Genomic DNA, 19268 nt, shown 5'->3' with positions numbered 1-19268 from the left:
GTGGCCCGCTCTTGGCTCGGCTCGTGATGGGACCCCACCGCCAACGCAACCTTCTAAGCAACGGGCAGCCGCTCTACGCAACAGGCGTGCCATCAACCCGCCCACAGCGCGGACCACCTGATCAGACCACCTGATCAGATTGCCGGGGTCTGGGGCAGAGCCCCAGGGGAAGCACCCAACGCAAGGTCGCCGCACGCAAGGCGACCACCCACAAAACAACGCGATCAGTAAGCCCGAACGCCCTTGCCGAGGACCGTGACTCCACTCGCGGAAACCGTGTACCGCTCCCGATCCATAGGAGCGTCCACCCCGATCAACGCCCCATCCGGCACCACGACGTTCTTGTCCAAAATGGCCCGCCGAACCACGGCACCCTTACCGATCCGCACCCCAGGCAGCAGCACAGACCCCTGCACCACAGACCCGACCTCCACAGTCACATCAGACGAGATCACCGACCCGTGAATCTTCCCGGAGATGATCGACCCAGGCCCCACCATCGAGTCCTCGGCAGACCCCCCGGCGATGAACTTGGCGGGCGGCAACGGCGGCGTAGCCGTCCGAATAGGCCACAACTGGTTGTACAAGTTGAAGATCGGGTGAACGGACACGAGGTCCATGTGCGCGTCGTAGTAGGCGTCGATCGTCCCCACGTCCCGCCAGTACCCGCGGTCCCGATCGGTCGCCCCGGGCACCTCGTTGTCCTGGAAGTCGTAGACGTGCGCCTTACCGCGGTCCACGAGCATGGGGATGATGTCGCCACCCATGTCGTGGTCCGAGTCGGGGTTCAACGCGTCCCCGCGCAGCGCGTCGAGCAACGCCTCCGTCGTGAAGACGTAGTTGCCCATCGAAGCGAAAGTCACTTCCGGGTCGTCCGGCACGTGCGGCGGCTCGGACGGCTTCTCCAGGAACCGGGTGATCTTGCCGGAGGCGTCGCTGTCGATGCAGCCGAACGCCTTGGCCTCGTTGCGCGGCACGCGGATGCCGGCCACGGTCACGGCCGCGCCCGACTCGATGTGCTGCGAGATCATCTGGCCCGGGTCCATCCGGTACACGTGGTCGGCGCCGAAGATGACCACGTGGTCCGGCTTCTCGTCGTGGACGAGGTTCAGCGACTGGAAGATCGCGTCCGCCGAGCCCGTGTACCAGCGCGGACCGAGGCGCTGCTGCGCCGGGACCGGGGTCACGTACTGACCGAGCACATTGGACAGGCGCCACGTCGTCGAGATGTGGCGGTCCAGCGAGTGCGACTTGTACTGCGTCAGCACGCAGAGCTTCGCGAGCCCCGCGTTGACCAGGTTCGACAGGACGAAGTCGACGAGCCGGTAGTTGCCCCCGAAGGGCACAGCCGGTTTCGCGCGGTCGGCCGTCAGTGGCCAGAGGCGCTTGCCTTCACCACCGGCAAGCACAATTCCGAGGACGTGCGGCTGCCCCTTCACAGCATGTGACCCTATCCGTGCGATCGTTCTCGAACCAGACGCAAAGTGGCCAGTCCCAACACCTGTGCGAGTGATCTACGGTGAGTGCGTGCGAGTTGCGCTGCTGACACGGGAGTACCCGCCGGAGGTCTACGGCGGAGCTGGAGTGCACGTGGGATTCCTCGTGCCTCATCTCCGCGAGCTGGTGGATGTCGACGTGCACTGCTTCGGTGCGCCCAGATCCGACGCCACGGCCCACAACGCCCCGCACAGCCTGGAGCAGGCGAACGCGGCGCTCTCGACCCTCGCGGTCGACCTCGAAATGGCCTCGGCGATCTCCTCGGCGAACCTCGTGCACTCGCACACCTGGTACGCCAACATGGGCGGTCACCTGGGCAAACTCCTGCACGGCATCCCCCACGTGGTGACCGCGCACTCGCTCGAACCGCGCCGGCCGTGGAAGGCCGAGCAGCTCGGCGGCGGGTACCGGATCTCGTCCTGGGCGGAGCGCACGGCGTACGAACACGCCGACGCGGTCATCGCCGTGAGCGAGGGGATGCGGGCCGACGTGCTCGACGCCTACCCCGCTCTCGACCCCGCGCGGGTGCACGTCGTGCGCAACGGCATCGACAGCAACGCGTACCACCCGGTGGCCGAAACGGACGCCCTGACGACCCGTGGAATCGATCCCACGAGGCCGATCGTGACCTTCGTGGGAAGGATCACCCGCCAAAAAGGTTTGAGCCACCTCGTGGCCGCCGCGCACCACGTCGACCCCGAGGCGCAGATCGTGCTGTGCGCCGGCGCGCCGGACACGCCGGAGATCGCGGAGGAGATCCGGCAGGCGGTCGCCGAGCTGTCCGAGCACCGGCCCGGCGTCTTCTGGATCCAGAAGATGCTGCAGCCCGCCGAGGTCCGGCAGATCCTCAGCCACTCGACGGTGTTCGTGTGCCCGTCGGTCTACGAACCGCTCGGCATCGTGAACCTGGAGGCGATGGCGTGCGGCACCGCGGTCGTCGCGAGCGACGTCGGCGGCATCCCCGAGGTCGTCGTGCCCGGCGAGACGGGTCTGCTCGTCCACTACGACGAGCGTGATTTGTCGACATATCGACACCAGCTCGCCGAGTCGATCAACGAACTCGTCACGGACCCCGAGCGGGCCCAGCGCTTCGGAACGGCCGGGCGCGCGCGGGCCGAGCAGGAGTTCTCCTGGTCCGCGATGGCCGAGCAGACCGTCGAGGTCTACCGCAGTGTGATCTGAGACACACTCTGCGGGGGCAACCCCAACGAGTGAGGACCGCCTTTAACCAGTAGTGACGTTTCGGCTTCAACTGGTGAGGGGCAAGAGGACTGTGCGTGGTGCGCTGCTGGGCCTGACGCTCCTCCTGGCAGCGACAGGATGTGCCACAGCTCCCGCCTCCCAGCCGGCCGCGATCCAGCCCACCATCGACGGCAAGAAGCTGGCCGATGCCTCTGAGCTGCAGTCCAACGCCGAAGCCCAGCTCGCCTACACGCTGGAGTACGGCTACGTGGCACGGGCCGGGGCCGCCGCGGTCAGCTGCTGGTTCGCGAAGACCGGCCTCGAGTCCGAGGTCGACAAGCGGCTGTGGTGCGGGCCGGTCCAGGTGCCCGGCACCGGCGCCGGCACCGACTGGGTGCCCGTGCCACTGAAGGAAGTCACCAAGACGGATGACGAGGTCCGTTACGAGGTGCAGTCGCCGCAGGTGCCCGAGAAGGGCAACCGCAGCACGCCCAGCGGGACGCTCGTGCGCACCGACGGCAAGGAGTTCGACCCGTCGAAGCAGCAGGACCTGACGGCCGGGCGCGACTTCCTGGCCGTGCTGCCCGACGACGGCAAGCGCTCCAACCTCGACCTCGGCCTCGGCGAGGCCGACATCAAGCTGCGCGACGACCTGCTCGGCACCACCGTGACCGGCTGGGCGAACCCGGACATCTGGTTCACCTCCGAGGGCACGCTGCGCGCCGAGGCGGGCTCACGGCTGCGCGTCGTCCGGATGAAGGTCGAGAAGCTCAACGAGACGGACAGCGGTTTCCACCGCACGAACTGGCAGGGGTTCGCCCCGCAGCCGTCCGAGCTCGCACTCGAGGTCCCCGGCAAGCGCCAGGTCCTCCCGGCCGACCGGCTGCCCGCCAACGGCTCGGTCTTCGTCGTCTACACCGTGCCGGACCCCCAGGAGGGCGTCGAGCACCTCGCGCTCGGCACGCTCGGCGCCAAGTCGCTGGAGCAGCGCGTCGAGGTCCCGTCCGGCAAGCGGACCGACACCCCGCCCGCCGTGCTGCAGCGCGCCGCCGCGCCCGGCCAGTTCAAGGAGCAGACGCAGAAGATCCGCTTCGGCGACCGCGAGCTCGGCATGAAGGTCACCGGCGTGCGGCTCGGCCGCCAGCGCCCGGTCAAGCTCGGCGAGAGCCAGTACGACGTGGCCACGATCTCCGGCGCCGACAAGGCGTTGCTGGAGGTGCGGGTCGAGGCCGTCGGCGACCTCCCCGACACCGCCGGTGGCCTGCTCACCAAGGACCTGATCACCGTCACGCTGCCGGACGGCTCGACCGCCAAGCAGGTCGGCGCCCGCTACGACGGCGGCCCGCTGCCGTTCGCGATCGTCGTCGAGGTCCCGGCGGACACCCGCTCGGTCTCGGTCGGCATGACGGACGGGGTGCTGGACCTGCCGCGCCTCGGCAGGACGAGCATCTCGCCGGTCGACTCGCGGGTGACCCTCGCCCTGGAGTTCTGAGCGAGCATCGCCGCCAGCGCGAGCCAGCCGAGGATCACCAGCACCAGACCGCTCCAGCCCCACTCCTCGTACGCGGTGGCTCCGGACGTCCCGCCGATGCTGCTGCCCACGTAGAACCCGGCGAGGTAGAGCCCCGAGGCCTGGCCTCGGGCGTGCGCGGGAGCCCGGGCCGCCACCCAGCCGCTCGCCGTGGTGTGCGCGGCGAAGAACCCGGCGGTGACGACCGCGAGACCCAGCGGCACCCACAAGAGGCTCGCCAGGGCGCCGGCCGCCAGCACGCCGATGCACAGCAGCAGGACCCGGCCGCGCCCGAACCGGTCGGCCATCCGGCCCGCCACGGCGGCCGCGGTGCTGCCGAACCCGTAGAAGAGGAACACCAGCGTCTCGAGCCACGTGGGACCGGACAGCTGGAAGCCCGCGACGTTGTAGAACGAGATGAACGTGCCCACGAGCAGCACCGCGACCACGTACATCGACAGCAGCACCGGATCGCGCAGCGCGGCCCGCATGCCGCTGGGCGCCCGCTTCGGCCGCTGCTGGGCCCTGGGCAGGAAGAACACCACGACCAGTGCCGCGACCAGCCCGAACGCGCCCGCGAGCAGCACGGAGCCGCGCCAGCCGAGCCAGTCCGAGGTGAGGCCGGTGACCATCCGCCCGGACATGCCGCCGAGGCTGTTGCCCGCGATCATCGCGCCCATCGCGGCGCCGAGCCGGTCCTTGCCGAGCTCGTCGGCGAGGTAGGCCATCGACGCCGCGGGCACGCCGGCCGCCGCGATGCCCTGCAGCACTCGCAGGGCCAGGAAGACCTCGTAGTTCGGCGCGAACGGCAGCACGAGCCCGAGCAGCGCCGCCACCAGCACGCTGACCACGATCACCGGACGCCGGCCGACCCGTTCCGACAGCATCGCGATCGGCACCACGACGACCGCGAGCGCCAGCGTGGCCGCGGACAGCGCCAGCGACGCGCTGCCCGGACCGAGCCCGTACTCGGCGGCGATCTGCGGCATGACCGGCTGCGGGGTGTAGAGCAACGCGAAGCACGCGAACCCCGAGGCGGCGATGGACGCGGTCAACCTGTTCACGCCTCTGACGCTAAGCCATACGTCCAATACGAAAATGCGGCAGAATCAATCCGTGGATGAATTAGACCTGGCCCCGAAGCTGGCGGTGCTGAAAGCGCTTGCCGCCGACGAGCACGTGACTCGCGTCGCAGAACGGGTCGGGCTCCCCCAGCCGACCGTCAGCCGCTGGATCGCCGAGCTCGGCGAGCAGCTCGGTGCGCCGTTGCTCGCGAGGTCGGGCCGCCGGGTCCGCCTCACCCGCGTCGGCCGGCTGCTCGCCGAGTCCGCGACGCGGTCCCTCGCCGCGCTCGAGCCCGGTCTGCGCGAGGTCGAGGAGGAACTCGACCCGGAGAAGGGCCGGGTCGTGCTCGGCTTCCTGCACATGCTCGGGCGGGCGATCGTGCCGGAACTGGTCCGCAGCTACCGCGCCGAGCACCCGCACGTCCGGTTCGGCCTGGTCCAGAACGCCCGCCAGGCCGTGGTCGACAAGCTGCGCAGCGGCGAGATCGACCTCGCGCTGGTCGCCCCGCCGCCGGAGGGACCCGAGTTCGAGTCCGTGGTGGTGTTCGAGCAGCCGCTGATCGTCGTGGTGCACGAGGGGCACCGCCTGGAGTCCCGCCGGGCCGTGCGGATCGAGGACCTGGCCGACGAGGACCTGATCACCCTGGAGCCGGGCTACGGCCTGCGCCAGATCACCGACGACATGTGTGCCGCGGCCGGCGTCACGCCGCGGTACGTCTTCGAGTGCCAGGAGATCGAGACCGTGCGAGGCCTGGTCGCGCACGGACTCGGCGTGGCACTGCTCACCCACGCCGAGTTCGCGCCGCCTCCCGGGCTGCGGGAGCTGTCACTGACGCCGAGGAGCGGCCGGACGTTCGGGCTCACCTGGCTGCGGGACAACCCGCTGCCACCCGCCGTCCGGGCCTTCCGCGACCACGCCCTGAGGACTCACGGCGTCAGCGCGTCCAGCGCTGCACCCCCTGCCACGTCCTGAGGTACGACTCGGCACCGCTCAGCATGTCCTGGACGAGCTGGTCGCCGCCGAGCTGGCGGACGCGCTCGACCCAGTCCGGCAGCAGCCCGATGTGCGCGCCGCCGTCGACGTTGATGTCCCAGACCCGCTCACCGGTGCGCTGCCGGTCGACCAGCGGGCCGTCCGGGAAGCTGCGGAACGGGTAGGTCACGCCGGTCTGCGGTGCCGGGTGCGAGCCCACGCCGTTGTAGTCGGAGCCGAACCCGATGCCCACGTCGTACTTGCGCCGCAACGGTTCCGCGGCGGCGGCCTGCGCGACGTACCCCTCAGGGCTGTTCTCGTAGCCCGCCACGAACCCGCCGAGCTGGTAGACCTTCTCGGTCCACTGCGCGTCCATCCAGCTGTGGCTCGACACGATGCCGGGGTAGCGCGCCGCGGCCGCGAGGTCCAGCGTGCGGCCGGCGGCCTTCACGCTCATGTGGTCGATCTCGATCATCATGTGCCGCTTCATCATGGCCTGCACCGCGTACTCGCCGAGCGAGGTCAGCCCGCGCACGTTGCAGCGCTTGGCCGGGTCGTAGGCGGGCGCGACGACGCCCGCGGGGATCAGCGCGTTCGGGCCGACGGTGCCGATCGGGTTGTCCTGCTGCGGGCCCTTGCAGACCTCGGTCTGCCACCACTGGCCGGTGCGCAGGAACTGGCCCGCGTTGATCACGCCGCCCTGGGTGCCCGAGTCGAACCGGACGCCGCACAGCGCGTTGTCGAACTTGTGGCACAGGAACGCGCTGCGCACGCCGAGCGCGTACATCTCGTCCAGGCCGCGGTCGATGGCGTCCCGGTTGCACAGCGGGAGGTCGAGGAACGTGCGGCAGCCGAAGATCTCGGAGGTCTCGATGCCGAGGACCACCGCGAGCTTGCCCTGGGTGATCACGTCACGGGCCTGCTCGGCCGAGGTGACGATGCGGAACCAGCCCTTGCCCGCGCCGCCGAACTGCTTGTCGATGAACGCCTGCAGCTCGTAGGTGCGCTGGGCCTGCAGCCGGACCGACTGCATCTCGTCGCAGGGCTTGTCCTTGAACGGGTGGATGACGCACAGCGTGGCGTTGCTCGTCAGGTCCTGCACCAGCACGCGCTGGCCGCCGCGCCAGGCCCGTTCCAGCCAGGCGTAGTAGTTCTGCTGGTGCGACACCGTGGTGGAGGACGGCCAGTCCTTGAACGTCGGCCAGCCCACCGGGTCGTGGCCGTCGAAGTCGCCCGTCACGATCGCCTCGAAGATCGCGCCGAGGCCCGCCGGGTGGTGCTCGGAGCAGTCCTTCAGCGCGTCCGCGATGCCCTGCTCGGAGAACGGCTTGCCGCAGATCAGCTTGCCGCCGAAGCCCTCGTGCGTCATGAGGTGGTTGTGCGCGTCGACGAGCCCGCGCACCCTGCCCTGGCCGTCCGTGCCCTTGAACGGCTCACCCGTCACGTTGATCTGCGAGTCCGGTGCCGGTCGCGACACCGGTTCCCACCACGGCGCCGCAGCGGCTGCGGCGGGCGATAACGACGCTATGACCAACGAGACGGCGACAGCCAGGCGGAGTAACACGGGCGGGCTCCTCTACGGCGTTGTGAAGGAGCTCACATCATGCCGTGGAACGTCGCCGTCTCGTATCGGTCGTTCGTAGGTTAACGCGAATATTTTTCAGCCAACTCGACCAGCGTCCGCGCGGCGAAGCCCGTGGCGCCCGCGACGACCTCGTCGTAGACCTTCTCCGACCGGGCCGGGCCCGCGATGTCGAGGTGCGCCCACGGCACGTCGCCCGCGAACTTCTGCAGGAACAGCGCCGCGGTGATGCCGCCGGGGCCGGGCGGGCACTGCCGGTAGTCCGCGATCTCGCTGGAGACGGCGGCGGCGTGCTCCTCCAGCAGCGGCATCCGCCACCACTTCTCGCCGACGTTCGCACCGGCCGCGACGACCTCGGCCGCGAGCTCGTCGGACGAGCTGAACACGCCACCCGTGCGCAGGCCGAGCGAGACCTTCATCGCGCCGGTCAGCGTCGCGACGTCCACGAGGAGGTCGGGCTTCAGGGTCTTGACCGCGTACGCCATCGCGTCGGCCAGCACCATGCGGCCCTCGGCGTCGGTGTTGGTGACCTCGGTGGTCGCGCCGCCGTAGTGGCGCACGACGTCGCCCGGCCGGTACGCCGAGCCGGAGACGTGGTTCTCGGCGCACGGCACGAGCCCGGTCACCCGGACCGGCAGCTGCCGCCGCGCCACGGCGAGCAGCGCGGAGATCACCGCGGCGCCGCCCGCCATGTCGGTGCGCATGAGGTGCATGCCGTCCGCGGGCTTGACCGAGATGCCGCCCGTGTCGAACGTGATGCCCTTGCCGACGAACACGATGTGCGGGCCAGTGGTGCCGTAGGTGAGCTCGACCAGGCGCGGCGGGCGGGCCGAGCCGCCGCCGACCGCGAGCACGCCGCCGAAGCCCTGCTGCTGCAGCCACTTCTCGTCGCGCACGGTGACCTTGAGCCCGTCGACCTTGTCCGCGAGCTTCGCGGCGGTCGTGGCGAGCCAGCGCGGGTCCTTGACGTTGGACGGGGTGTTGGCGAGGTCGCGGGTCAGCGAGGTCGCGGCGGCGAGCGCGTGGGCCTTCAGCGCGGCCGACGTGAGCACCTCCTCGAACCCGGTGTCGGCCGTGACCAGCCGCAGCGAGCCGACCCGCTTCGGGGCGTCCTCGGCGGTGACCTTGAACCGGTAGCCGCCGAGCGCCGCGCCCAGCACGAACGCGCGCACCTTGGCGGCGTCGAAGTCCGGGGTCAGCAGGACGTCGGCGGTCTTGGGGGCGTCGTCGCCTCCCAGGGCGCGCACGAGGCTCGCACCGGCCGCGCGGAGGTCGGCCGGGGTGCCGGCGCCGACGCCGAGCGTCCAGGCGTCGTCGTGCCGCACCGCCTCACCGGCCTTGCCCGTCAGGTCGGAGACGTCGATGCCGTCGCCGCCCGGTCCGAGCGCGGGTCCGGTGGCCGCGAGCACGACCTGCGGGACGCCGCGGCGCGAGGTGGTGGCCACCTCGACGTCCACGAGCTTGGTGGGCACTGACGGCACCGTCGACGGCACGGTTGGACCTCCCTGACGCATTAACGACCGTTCATTCTCACCCACGGCTCGGGGCGCCCACCCGCAGGGCGGGAACGAAGCGATGCCCCGGTCTCCACTGTGGAAACCGGGGCTCGACACTGCTTCCTACGCCGGGTGCCTCAGCCGGCGGCGGCCTTCAGCGCGTCGCCCAAGGCGCTGGCCTCGTCCGCCGACATCTCGACGACAAGGCGCCCACCACCCTCGAGCGGCACGCGCATGACGATGCCGCGTCCCTCCTTGGTGACCTCGAGGGGACCGTCGCCGGTCCGGGGCTTCATGGCCGCCATCGCGTGCTCCCTCCGTCAACATCTTCCCCGTCCGGCCAGGCCGGATCTGCTCCATTCTCCCCTATCGCGACTCAGGGGCGAAACCGAACCGATCTTTTGGCGAGTCCGGGTGACACTTGTGGATCTTCACTTGTGCCTGATCAACACCTGTTCTCACGACCTCACAACAGTTTCGGCACCGACGGGCGCGGCGGGCCGGAATCGCCGGCGGGTGACGTCGCCGGGAGGTCCGCGGGCCCGGACCGCCGCGGTCGCGCCGGCGTGCGGCCCACCGTGACAGACTGGGCAGGGTGCGAGCCCGTTCCGCGCTCTTCGACGTCTACGGCGGCCACCTCCGCGACCGCGGTGGCGCCGCCACCATCGCCGCGCTCGTCCGGTTGCTCGAGCCCCTCGGTTTCGCCGCGCCGGCCGTCCGCACGGCCGTGTCGCGCACCGTCCGGCAGGGCTGGCTGCAGCCCGCACGGCTCCCTGACGGGCCCGGATACGCCATGACACCCCGCGGGGAACGCCGTCTCGACGAGGCCGCCGCCCGCATCTACCGCACCGGGCCGTCCACGTGGGACGGTCGCTGGCACGTCGTGGTGCTGGAGGAGTTGCCCGGCCGCGACTCGCGCGACCACCTCGCGTCGGAGCTGCAGCTGCTCGGCTACGGCGCCCTCGGTCCTGTGACGTGGATCGCGCCCCGGCCGTCCCCGGAACTGGCCGACGTGCTGGCCGCCGAGCAGGTCGCCGCACGAACTTTTCACGGTTCACACGACGGTGGCGACGCCGAGCTCGCGGCGAAGGCGTGGGACCTGGCCGAACTGGGCCGCGACTACGCGGAGTTCGTCGCGCACTGGACCGAGACGGTGTCCGTTGTGGACGAAACGGACGACGCGGCCGCGTTCGCCGCGTCACAACAGCTGCTGCACGCGTGGCGCAAGTTCCTGTTCCGCGATCCCGGTCTTCCTGCTGAACTGTTGCCACCGGACTGGCCGGGGCACGCGGCAGCGTCGTTCTTCGACGAACAGACGCTGCGGCTCGCGCCGGGCACGAGTCGTTTCGTCGACGAGTGCCTGCGGCCGGTGCGCAACGTTTCCACTGCTTGATGGAGGTCCAGTGTCCGAGCTCCTCGTCGACGACGCCGATGGTGTGCGCACGCTCACGTTCAACCGCCCGGAGTCGTTCAACGCCTTCACGGTCACGTTGAAGGAGGCGTTCCTCGCCGCGCTGAAGGAGGCGGCGGCGGACCCGGAGGTGCGCGCGGTGGTGATCACGGGCGCGGGCCGGGCGTTCTGCGCGGGCCAGGACCTCAAGGAGCACATCGGGTTGCTGCAGGCCGGCGACCCCGCGCCGTTGAACACGGTCGAGAAGCACTACAACCCGATCGTGCGCGAGCTGATCGGCATGCCGAAGCCGGTGATCGCCGCGGTCAACGGCAGCGCGGCCGGCGCCGGCGCGTCGTTCGCCTACGCCGCCGACCTGCGCATCGCGGGCCAGTCGGCCAAGTTCCTGATGGCCTTCGCGAACGTCGGCCTCACGGCGGACTCGGGCGCCTCGTACACGTTGCCGCGGCTCATCGGCCACGGCCGCGCGATGGAGATGATGCTGCTCGCGCAGCCCGTCGGCGCCGAGGAGGCGTTGCGGGTCGGCATGGTCAACCAGGTCGTGCCCGACGCCGAACTGCTGGAGACCGCGCACCTGCTGGCCGCGAAGCTCGCCAAGGGGCCGACGACGGCCTACGCGAAGATCAAGGAGGCGCTGGCCGCCGCCGCGGACGGGACGCTGGAGGACGCGCTGGAGGCCGAGCGCCGCACCCAGGCCGAGTGCGGCGCGACCGAGGACCACCGCGAGGCCGTGGACGCGTTCGTGAACAAGCGGGCGCCGGAGTTCAGCGGGAAGTAGGCCGTGTCCCGGAAGTTCGTCCGGTGGCAGGCGCGGGCGAGAGTCCCGGAGACGGCGCCGCCGCGATGCCCTCATACCGGGCGTATTCGGGTGTCGCGGCGGTGTCGTCTCCGGGGCCCTCGGCCGCTACTGCCGCCCGACGGGACTTCCGGGACACGGCCTGGCGCGGAAGCACGTCGAGATGTGGTCGTCGACCATCCCGGTCGCCTGCATCAGCGCGTAGCACGTGGTGGGGCCGAGGAACTTGAAGCCGCGCTTCTTCAGTTCCTTGGCCATCGCCTTGGACTCGTCGGTGATCGCCGGCACGTCCGCGAACGTCCGAGGCCGCCGGTGCCCCACCGGCGCGAACGACCACAGCAGCGCGTCCAGGTCGACGGACTGCTCCACGATCACGCGGGCGTTGTGGATCGCGGCGTCGATCTTCATCCGGTTCCGGACGATGCCCGCGTCGGCCATCAGCCGTTCGACGTCGGCGGGGCCGAACGTCGCGACGACCTCCGGGTCGAAGTCGCCGAACGCCGCGCGGAACGCCGGCCGCTTGCGCAGGATCGTGATCCACGACAGGCCGGACTGGAACGCCTCCAGCGACATCCGCTCGTAGAGCTCCGGCGTGCCGTGCAGCTCCACGCCCCACTCGGTGTCGTGGTACTCGGCGTAGTCCGGGGTCGAGTCGCCCCACGGGCAGCGGACGACCGGCTCAGGCGCCGTGTTCACTCGTCTCCCGGTCCTCCAGCTCGGCGACGCGCGCCCGCAGGGTCTCGACCTCGGTCGCGAGCCGCTGCAGCGCCCAGTCCACCTCGCTCATCTTGTAGCCGCGGAAGACCTGCTGGAACTTCAGGTCGCGCACGTCGTCCTCGGTGATGTCGTCGGACGGCAGCCGCGTGGGCGACGCACCGGGGGGCAGCGGCGCGAGCTCCTCGCCGCGCCCGAACACCAACGCCGCGAGCAGGAACACCACTGCCGCGACGGCGATCATCACGATCAGGTAGATCAGGGCGTTGGTCACGCGACGATCGTGGCACAGCGCAGGCTGCGGCGAGCGAGCAGACCGAGTCGGACGATCACGATCCAGGTGATCAGGCTCGCGATGGTCATCGGCAGGGACTGCACCAGCCGGGCCAGGTCGAGGTGCGCGGTGGCGAGGATGATCGACACGTTGCCCAGCAGGACGGCGGCGACGGCCGCGAGCGCGACGCCCGCACCGATCCTGGCCAGCAGTTTCGCGTCGTACCGGCGGGCGAGGACTCGGCCGAGGATCAACGCGACCAGTGCCACGCCGGACGCGATGCCGCTCGTCAGGTCGTTGGCCTTGGCGACGAACAGGTACCAGGCGGGCGGCATCGCGCCGAAGTCCTGCCACGGCCCGATGAGCAGCATCCGGCCGTACTCCCACGCCATGTGCATCAGCGGCAGCACGATCGCGAGCCACACGAGCGTGCGCGTGCCGTACGCGACGGCCAGCTCCGCCTGGTACTCATTGGCGATCTCGCGGACGGGACCGAACTCCTCGACCGCGCGCCGCTGGGCCTCGTGCTCGCTCAGGCCGCTGCCGACGTGCGCCTCGGTGGCGTCGGTGAGGCTGTCCCTGGTCTCGGTGAGCAGGTCACGCACCTGCTTGCGCGACCCCTGCAAGCGCGAGCCGAGGTCGGTCACGTACTCCTCGATCACTGCTGCGCCCACCTGCCACCTCCCAGGACCCCGTCGATGACGGTCGTGAACTCGCGCCACGCGGCGCGTTCGGCGTGCAGGGCCCGCTGCCCGGCCTGCGTCAGCCGGTAGGTGCGGCGTTTGCGGCCGCCCACCGTGCTCCAGTCGCTGGTGACGTGCCCGGCCCGTTCGAGGCGGCGCAACGCCGGGTAGACCGTGCCCGTCGGGAGGTCGAGCGCACCCCCGCTGCCCTGCTGCAGCGCTTCGATGATTGCGTAGCCGTGCAGCTGCTCGCCGTCGAGCGTGGCCAGCAGCAACGCATCGAGGTGGCCGCGGAGCGCGTCGGGCTTCATGAGTAGCGAGTCTACGGATCGAGGCCCTCGGAGCGGTCCCTGAAATCCGCGGTCAGGGTCAGCCCTGAGATCCCCCGGAGATGCGCCGCGAAGCCTTCATAAGTAGCGGAGCTACACATAGCTTCCCTACTCATGAGCGCCGTAGACCTCGCCCGCCTCCAGTTCGCGTTGACGACCTCGTTCCACTTCCTGTTCGTGCTGCTCACGCTGGGTCTGGTCACGCTGCTCGTGATCATGCAGACGAGGTTCACGATCACCGGCGCGCCCGTGCACGAGCGGATGACCCGGTTCTGGGGCCGCATCTACGTGATCAACTACGCGCTGGGGATCGTCACCGGCGTCGTGATGGAGTTCCAGTTCGGGTTGAACTGGTCGGGCCTCGCGACCTACGCCGGCGACGTGTTCGGGGCGCCGCTCGCGCTGGAGACGCTGATCGCGTTCTTCCTGGAGTCGACGTTCCTCGGGCTGTGGATCTTCGGCTGGGGGAAGCTGAACCGCTGGCTGCACCTCGCGCTGCTGTACGCCACCGCGCTGACGGCGTTCGCGTCGGCGTTCTGGATCATGGCGGCGAACGGGTTCCTGCAGCACCCGGTCGGCTACCGGGTCGACGGGGACGTGCTGCGGCTGGACGACTTCGGCGCGCTGCTGACCAACCCGACGTTCACCTCCGCGCTGACGCACGTGGTCTTCGCGTCGATCACGGTCGGCGGCGTGTTCCTCACCGGTGTCTCGGCGTACCACTTCATCCGGCGCACCCCCGAGGTCGACTTCTTCCGGCGCTCGCTGCGGCTGGGCGTGGTGACCACGGCGCTCGCCACGCCGTCGCTGATCGGCGCCGGGTTCGCGCAGTTCCCCGTCATCGCGCAGTACCAGCCGGGCAAGACCGAGGCGGCGCCGTGGATCGGGGCACCGCTCGGGTTCATGATCCTGATCGGGATGGGGCTGACGGCGATCAGCTGGCTGACGCTGCCGTTGCTCATCAAGGACGCGGTGATCCGGATGCGCTTCCCCCTCTACCTCATGGTGATCGGCATCCCGTTCCCGTTCGCGGCGGCGATCTTCGGGTGGATGTTCCGGGAGGTCGGACGGCAACCGTGGCTCGTCTACGGCCTGTTGCGCACCGAGGACGCGGTGTCGCATGTGGACGCTTCGCAGATCCTGCTGTCGCTCATCGTGTTCACGTCGTTGTTCGTCCTGCTGGCCTGCGTCGACTGGGCGTTGATCGCACGTGCGGTCCGCCGCGGCCCGGACGTCGCGCCCGCTCCCGTCTCGCCGATGGTGGTGACCCTCTGATGGAAGCCCTGTGGTTGACCGTGCTCGGTGTGCTCACCGCCGGGTACTTCGCGCTGGCCGGTTTCGACTACGGCAGCGGCCTGCTGCTGCCGTTCCGCTCCCGCGCCGAGACCTACCGCTCGGTGACGCAGTTCTTCCTCGGCAACGAGGTGTGGCTGGTCGCGGCGATCGGCGTGCTGTTCGCCGCGTTCCCCCGGCTCGAGGGCGAGCTGCTCTCGGGCGCGCACAGCACGTTCACGCTGCTGCTGGCCGGACTGGTGCTGTTCATGGCGTCCGTGCAGCTGCGGCTCTGGTGGTGGCTCGTGTTCACCGGCGCGCTGATGGTGTCCGCGGGCTGGGGGTTGTTCCTCGCCCACCTGCTGGACGCGCCGTGGCCGGTCGCGTTCGTGATGCCGGTGCTGTTCGCGGTGCACGGCTGGGTGTTCCAGACGCGGCGCTGGAAGCTGTTCCCCGTCACGGCGTCGCTCTGCGCGCTGCCGATCCCGCTCGCGTTCGGCTCGATCGACGTCACCGGGCTGATGGCGCACCCCGACACGCTCGGCCTGCTCGCGTGGGTCGCGATCCCGATCATCCCGCTGGTGGTGGTGTTGCAGTGGTCGATCGTCGCCCTCTCCTCGCGCTGATCCCCGTCCCGTTCCTGGCGCTGGCGCAGGCCGAACTGCTGGCGTCCGTGCTGAGCGGCGGGACCGGTTTTCTCCTGCTGTGCCTCGTGATCGGCGCACGGGTGCTGGTGTGGTGGCTGCACCGCGAGTGGGCCCACCGGGCCGCCGAACGGACCCGGACGCGGGTGCGGGAGGCCTTCCTGCGCTCGCCCGGTACCAAGGCCGGCGAGGTCGCCACGCTGGTCACCAGGGGCGTGCACGACGTGACGCCGTACGCCGTCGGCTTTCTGGCGCAACAGGTCCTGGCCGTGGTGGTCCCACTCGCGGTGGTGACCAGGCTGGCGTTCGCCGACCTCACCGCCGCGCTGACGATCCTCGTCACGCTGCCGTTGATCCCGGTCTTCGGTGCTCTCGTCGGGGCGCACACCCGCGAACGCACGGCGCGGCAGTGGGACGCGCTGGCCACCCTCGGCGGGCACTTCCTCGACGTGGTCAAGGGAATCGGCACGCTGCGGGCGTTCGGACGGGCCGAGGCGCAGTCGGCGACCGTGCGGAAGCTGGCCGAGCGGCACCTGACCGAGACCATGTCCGCGCTCAGGGTCGCGTTCCTGAGCGCGTTCGTCCTGGAGCTCGTGGCGACGATGTCGGTCGCGCTCGTCGCGGTGCCGGTCGGCCTGCGGTTGCTCGACGGCGGGGTGCCACTGCACACCGCCCTGCTCGTTCTTCTCCTTGCCCCGGAAGCGTTCCTGCCGCTCCGATCCGCCGGAGCGCAGTACCACGCGAGCGCCCAGGGTCGTGCGGTCCTCGCGAAGGTGCCGCAGCACGACGACACCAAAGGCGTGATGCCACCGGACCTCGCGGGGGCCGAGATCGTGCTCGACAACGTGTCGGTCCGCAGCCTCAAGAACTTCTCGCTGCACATCAAACCTGGCGACCGCATCGCACTGGTCGGTCCGAGCGGCGCGGGCAAGAGCACGGTTCTCGGGCTGCTGCTGGGTTTCGTGCGCCCGGACGAGGGGCGCGTGCTCGTCGGTGGCGTCGACCTCGCGGACATAGACCGGGCGAAGTGGCTCGAGGCGCTGTCCTGGGTGCCGCAACGCCCGACGCTCGTCCCGGCGAACCTCTCGTCCGGCGAGCAGCAAAGGGTCGCGCTGGCCAACGCCCTGGACCGCCGCCGGGCCGGGCTGTTCCTGCTGGACGAACCCACCGCCCACCTCGACGCCGAAACGGAGTCCCTTGTGCTCCAGGCAACACGCACTTACACGAAAGGCCGCACCGCCGTGATCGTCGCGCACCGGGAAGCCCTCCTCGGCGAGGTCGACAGAGTGGTCCGGGTATGAAGCTCGCGATCGTCGTCGGCACGCTCGCCGAACTGGCGGGCGTCGGCCTCACCGCCACCGCCACGTGGTTGATCATGCGCGCCGCCGAGCACCCGCCGATGGCGGCGCTGACCGTGGCGATCGTCGCCGTGCGCACGCTCGCGCTGGCCAAGGGCGCGCTGCGCTACCTCGAACGCCTGACCAGCCACAAAGCTGTGCTCGGCGAGGCCGTCGAGCTGCGCGGCCGGGTCTACGACGACCTCGCGCGCCGTCGCCACGTCCCGTCCGGCACCGCGCTCACCCGCGTCGTCACGAACGTCGACCAGCACCTCGACACGAGGCTGCGCGTCACCCTCCCGTGGATCACCGCGGCGGCCACCGGCGCGACCGTCGTGGTCGTTTCCGGCTTCTCGCTGCCGCTAGCCGGCGGCCTGCTGATCACCCTCGTGCTGCTCCCCTGGCTCGCCGTCCGCAACCCGCGCGACCTCACGCCGTTGCGCGCGAAGCTGACCGAGCAGGCCACCGAACTGGTGCACAGCAAGGAAGAGCTCATCGCGTACGGCCTGTTCGAGGAGCGGCTGGCCGCAGCCACCAGGACCGCGAAGACGTTGTCCCGTAAGGAACGCACGCGAGACCTGACCCCGCTGGCGATCGCCGTCCAGTTCGGCACGGCCTTGCTCCTGCTGGCCCAGCACGAACCGGCCTGGCTGGTCATGGCGGCCGTCGCCACGTTCGAGATCACCGTTCCGCTCGCGGCGCTGACGAGGCCGGCCCCGGAGCCCACCGACGAGCCGGACCCACCGCACGTCCCCGAAGTCCCGGAACTCAGCGGCAGGACGGCCGTCGTCGGCCCCAGCTGCGCGGGCAAGACCACGTTGCTCAACGCCGTCGCGCGCGAGCTCGAACCGAGCAAGGGCGCGCTGGCCGACGCGCACGTCTTCCACACCACGGTCCGCACGAACGTCCTGCTCGCCAAACCCGGTGCCACGCAGGAAGAACTCGACCGCGCGGCCGAGATCGCCGAGCTCGACCTCGACTGGGACCGGGTCGTCGGCGAACGCGGCGAGGAGATCTCCGGCGGCCAGCGGCAACGCCTGGTCCTCGCCCGGTCCGTGCTCGCCCGCCCCGAGGTCCTGCTGCTCGACGAACCGACCGAGGGCCTCGACCCCGAACAGGCCGACCGCGTGCTCGCCAAGGTCCTCGACCACAGCCGGGGCACCGCCCTGGTCGTGACGCACCGGACCGAGCAGCTAGCCCTGTTCGACCACGTGCACCATCGGGGGCCGGTCGGCCACGACCACGTCGGTCGAGTCGGGTAGCCACTCGCCGCCCACCTGCACGAACTGGGTGAGCGGACCGGACTCGGCCTCGACCCCGCACCGGGCCAGCGCCGTGCCCATGATCTGCGACGACATCGCGCCGAGTTGCAGCAGCGACCGGTTCCGGTGCTTGCGCACGCCGAGGTTCACCTGCGCCAGCGCGGACAGGCCGTGCAGCCGGTGCACGTCCAGCAGCAACCCGATCTCCACGCCGTACCCGGCCGCGAACGGCACGGACTCCAGGAAGGACCGGGTGGCCGCGTACTCGCCGCCGAGCGGCTGCACGACACCGGACAGCTCCGGCCGCAGGGTGTTCAGCAACGGCCGTGCCACCAGTTCCGTGACCCGTCCGCCGCCGGAGCTCTCCAGCCGCAACGGCCGCCGGTAGAAGCCCTTCACCAGGTGGACGTCACCGTCGAGCAGCAACGGCCCGAGCAGCGCCGTGACGAACGCGGTCTCGGGATCCACCAGGTCGGAGTCCAGGAAGACGACCAGGTCGCCGGTGGTCGCGGCGAGCGAGCGCCACAGCACCTCGCCCTTGCCCGGCACCGGCGGCAACCACGGGACGACGTCCTCGCGCAGCACGACCCGCGCACCGGCGGCGGCGGCGACCTCGACGGTCCGGTCGGTGGAGCCGGAGTCCATGACCACCAGCTCGTCGACGAGCGTCCCGAGCAGCGGGCGGACCACGGAGACCACGTCCCCCACGGTCTCCTCCTCGTCCAGCGCGGGCAGCACGACGGACACCGTCCGGCCGCGCTTGAGCGCCACCAGCTCGTCCACCGTCCACGACGGCTGCTGCCAGGTGTGCGAGGCGAACCAGGCTTCGACCGAGGGCAGCATCAGGCGAGCGCCCGCAGCGCCCTGGCCGGCGGACGCGTCCCCTGAACGCTCGCCACCATCTCCACGACCTTCCTCGCCTGCCGCACGTCGGACGCACGAACGGCGCGTGCTCCGGACATCGCAGCGACCGTGGCGGCCGCCAGCGTGAAGTCCTCGTCCCCTGCTGGGATCGTCACCACGTCCAACGTTTCGGACAGCGACGGCAATTCCAGCTCGCCGTCGAACTCGACGACGTCGGCACCGTCCTCGACCGCCCGCACCAGTGCTTCCGCGCTGGTCAGATGCGCAACGACCAGCACGCGGTCTTTCGGCAGCTCAGTGACGCGGAATCGGTTCACGCCACCCAGCGTAGACAGTGAGCTGGCTCACAGCTTCTTGCTACCCACGAGTAGCAACCTG

General features: G+C 70.5%; 19 protein-coding genes. 8 read left to right on the top strand and 11 right to left on the bottom strand.

The features are described 5' to 3' along the window. Positions 1 to 224 precede the first annotated feature (224 nt). Complete coding sequence (glgC, locus tag ABZX02_RS20990) at positions 225 to 1439, bottom strand: glucose-1-phosphate adenylyltransferase (protein WP_355300248.1); 1215 nt, start codon at positions 1437 to 1439, stop codon at positions 225 to 227. An 88-nt stretch (positions 1440 to 1527) separates the two neighbouring features. On the opposite strand from glgC, the gene glgA reads away from it, so the two are divergent. Then, complete coding sequence (gene glgA / locus ABZX02_RS20985) at positions 1528 to 2679, top strand: glycogen synthase (protein ID WP_355300247.1); 1152 nt, start codon at positions 1528 to 1530, stop codon at positions 2677 to 2679. Between the two features lie 1329 nt (positions 2680 to 4008). On the opposite strand, the gene ABZX02_RS20980 is transcribed toward glgA, so the two are convergent. Beyond that, a complete protein-coding gene (locus tag ABZX02_RS20980) occupies positions 4009 to 5253 on the bottom strand; it encodes an MFS transporter (RefSeq protein ID WP_355300246.1) in 1245 nt (414 codons plus the stop codon). Positions 5254 to 5305: 52 nt separating this feature from the next. Between ABZX02_RS20980 and ABZX02_RS20975 the strand changes: the two genes are divergently transcribed. Beyond that, positions 5306 to 6226: a LysR family transcriptional regulator gene (locus tag ABZX02_RS20975; protein WP_355300245.1), complete on the top strand. Its 921-nt coding sequence runs from the start codon at positions 5306 to 5308 to the stop codon at positions 6224 to 6226. Here ABZX02_RS20975 and ABZX02_RS20970 read toward each other — a convergent pair. From ABZX02_RS20970 to ABZX02_RS20960, 3 genes are all read right to left on the bottom strand, one after another. After that, on the bottom strand, positions 6189 to 7703 hold the full coding sequence (locus ABZX02_RS20970) for a hypothetical protein (RefSeq protein ID WP_355300244.1): 1515 nt from the start codon (positions 7701 to 7703) through the stop codon (positions 6189 to 6191). The genes ABZX02_RS20975 and ABZX02_RS20970 overlap by 38 nt on opposite strands. A 167-nt stretch (positions 7704 to 7870) precedes the next feature. After that, positions 7871 to 9322, bottom strand: coding sequence for a leucyl aminopeptidase (locus ABZX02_RS20965; RefSeq protein WP_355300243.1), 1452 nt, complete (start codon positions 9320 to 9322; stop codon positions 7871 to 7873). A 119-nt stretch (positions 9323 to 9441) separates the two neighbouring features. Continuing rightward, complete coding sequence (locus tag ABZX02_RS20960) at positions 9442 to 9609, bottom strand: DUF3117 domain-containing protein (protein WP_065914675.1); 168 nt, start codon at positions 9607 to 9609, stop codon at positions 9442 to 9444. A 290-nt stretch (positions 9610 to 9899) separates the two neighbouring features. Between ABZX02_RS20960 and ABZX02_RS20955 the strand changes: the two genes are divergently transcribed. Together ABZX02_RS20955 and ABZX02_RS20950 are read left to right on the top strand one after the other, a co-directional pair. Next, positions 9900 to 10697 (top strand): PaaX family transcriptional regulator C-terminal domain-containing protein, encoded by a 798-nt coding sequence (locus ABZX02_RS20955; protein ID WP_355300242.1) that lies wholly within the window; start codon positions 9900 to 9902, stop codon positions 10695 to 10697. 10 nt (positions 10698 to 10707) lie between these two features. Continuing rightward, positions 10708 to 11493, top strand: a complete 786-nt coding sequence (locus tag ABZX02_RS20950; RefSeq protein WP_355300241.1) for an enoyl-CoA hydratase-related protein — start codon at positions 10708 to 10710, stop codon at positions 11491 to 11493. Between the two features lie 126 nt (positions 11494 to 11619). Here the strand turns inward: ABZX02_RS20950 and ABZX02_RS20945 are convergent, their stop codons facing one another. The 4 genes from ABZX02_RS20945 to ABZX02_RS20930 are packed head-to-tail and all read right to left on the bottom strand — an operon-like array spanning position 11620 to position 13493. Next, complete coding sequence (locus ABZX02_RS20945) at positions 11620 to 12207, bottom strand: DNA-3-methyladenine glycosylase I (protein ID WP_355300240.1); 588 nt, start codon at positions 12205 to 12207, stop codon at positions 11620 to 11622. After that, on the bottom strand, positions 12191 to 12499 hold the full coding sequence (locus tag ABZX02_RS20940; RefSeq protein WP_355300239.1) for a DivIVA domain-containing protein: 309 nt from the start codon (positions 12497 to 12499) through the stop codon (positions 12191 to 12193). Before ABZX02_RS20940 ends, ABZX02_RS20945 begins: the two co-directional genes overlap by 17 nt. Beyond that, positions 12496 to 13173 (bottom strand): permease prefix domain 1-containing protein, encoded by a 678-nt coding sequence (locus ABZX02_RS20935; protein WP_355300238.1) that lies wholly within the window; start codon positions 13171 to 13173, stop codon positions 12496 to 12498. The genes ABZX02_RS20940 and ABZX02_RS20935 overlap by 4 nt, the downstream gene beginning before the upstream one ends. After that, positions 13158 to 13493 carry a helix-turn-helix transcriptional regulator gene (locus ABZX02_RS20930; protein WP_355300237.1) on the bottom strand — a complete coding sequence of 112 codons (336 nt, stop codon included), beginning with the start codon at positions 13491 to 13493 and terminating at the stop codon, positions 13158 to 13160. Before ABZX02_RS20930 ends, ABZX02_RS20935 begins: the two co-directional genes overlap by 16 nt. Positions 13494 to 13625: 132 nt before the next feature. Here ABZX02_RS20930 and ABZX02_RS20925 point away from each other — a divergent pair, with 132 nt between their 5' ends. From ABZX02_RS20925 to ABZX02_RS20910, 4 genes are read left to right on the top strand one after another with little or no spacing between them, the layout of a single operon-like run. Next, entirely contained in the window at positions 13626 to 14786 is a 1161-nt protein-coding gene (locus tag ABZX02_RS20925) for a cytochrome ubiquinol oxidase subunit I (protein WP_355300236.1), read from the top strand. After that, on the top strand, positions 14786 to 15409 hold the full coding sequence (locus ABZX02_RS20920; RefSeq protein WP_355300235.1) for a cytochrome d ubiquinol oxidase subunit II: 624 nt from the start codon (positions 14786 to 14788) through the stop codon (positions 15407 to 15409). The genes ABZX02_RS20925 and ABZX02_RS20920 overlap by 1 nt, the downstream gene beginning before the upstream one ends. Continuing rightward, on the top strand, positions 15379 to 16728 hold the full coding sequence (locus ABZX02_RS20915) for an ATP-binding cassette domain-containing protein (RefSeq protein ID WP_355300234.1): 1350 nt from the start codon (positions 15379 to 15381) through the stop codon (positions 16726 to 16728). The genes ABZX02_RS20920 and ABZX02_RS20915 overlap by 31 nt, the downstream gene beginning before the upstream one ends. After that, positions 16725 to 18026, top strand: a complete 1302-nt coding sequence (locus ABZX02_RS20910; protein ID WP_355300233.1) for an ATP-binding cassette domain-containing protein — start codon at positions 16725 to 16727, stop codon at positions 18024 to 18026. Before ABZX02_RS20915 ends, ABZX02_RS20910 begins: the two co-directional genes overlap by 4 nt. On the opposite strand, the gene ABZX02_RS20905 is transcribed toward ABZX02_RS20910, so the two are convergent. Together ABZX02_RS20905 and ABZX02_RS20900 are read right to left on the bottom strand one after the other, a co-directional pair. Continuing rightward, on the bottom strand, positions 17958 to 18869 hold the full coding sequence (locus ABZX02_RS20905; RefSeq protein ID WP_355300232.1) for a glucosyl-3-phosphoglycerate synthase: 912 nt from the start codon (positions 18867 to 18869) through the stop codon (positions 17958 to 17960). The genes ABZX02_RS20910 and ABZX02_RS20905 overlap by 69 nt on opposite strands. Then, positions 18869 to 19207, bottom strand: coding sequence for a hypothetical protein (locus tag ABZX02_RS20900; RefSeq protein WP_355300231.1), 339 nt, complete (start codon positions 19205 to 19207; stop codon positions 18869 to 18871). Before ABZX02_RS20900 ends, ABZX02_RS20905 begins: the two co-directional genes overlap by 1 nt. Between the last annotated feature and the right edge of the window lie 61 nt (positions 19208 to 19268).

Source organism: Lentzea sp. NPDC003310, assembly GCF_040610935.1.
GTDB lineage: Bacteria > Actinomycetota > Actinomycetes > Mycobacteriales > Pseudonocardiaceae > Lentzea.
Note: the sequence above shows the minus strand (reverse complement) of the source record. Positions and strands in the feature narration are given on the sequence as shown.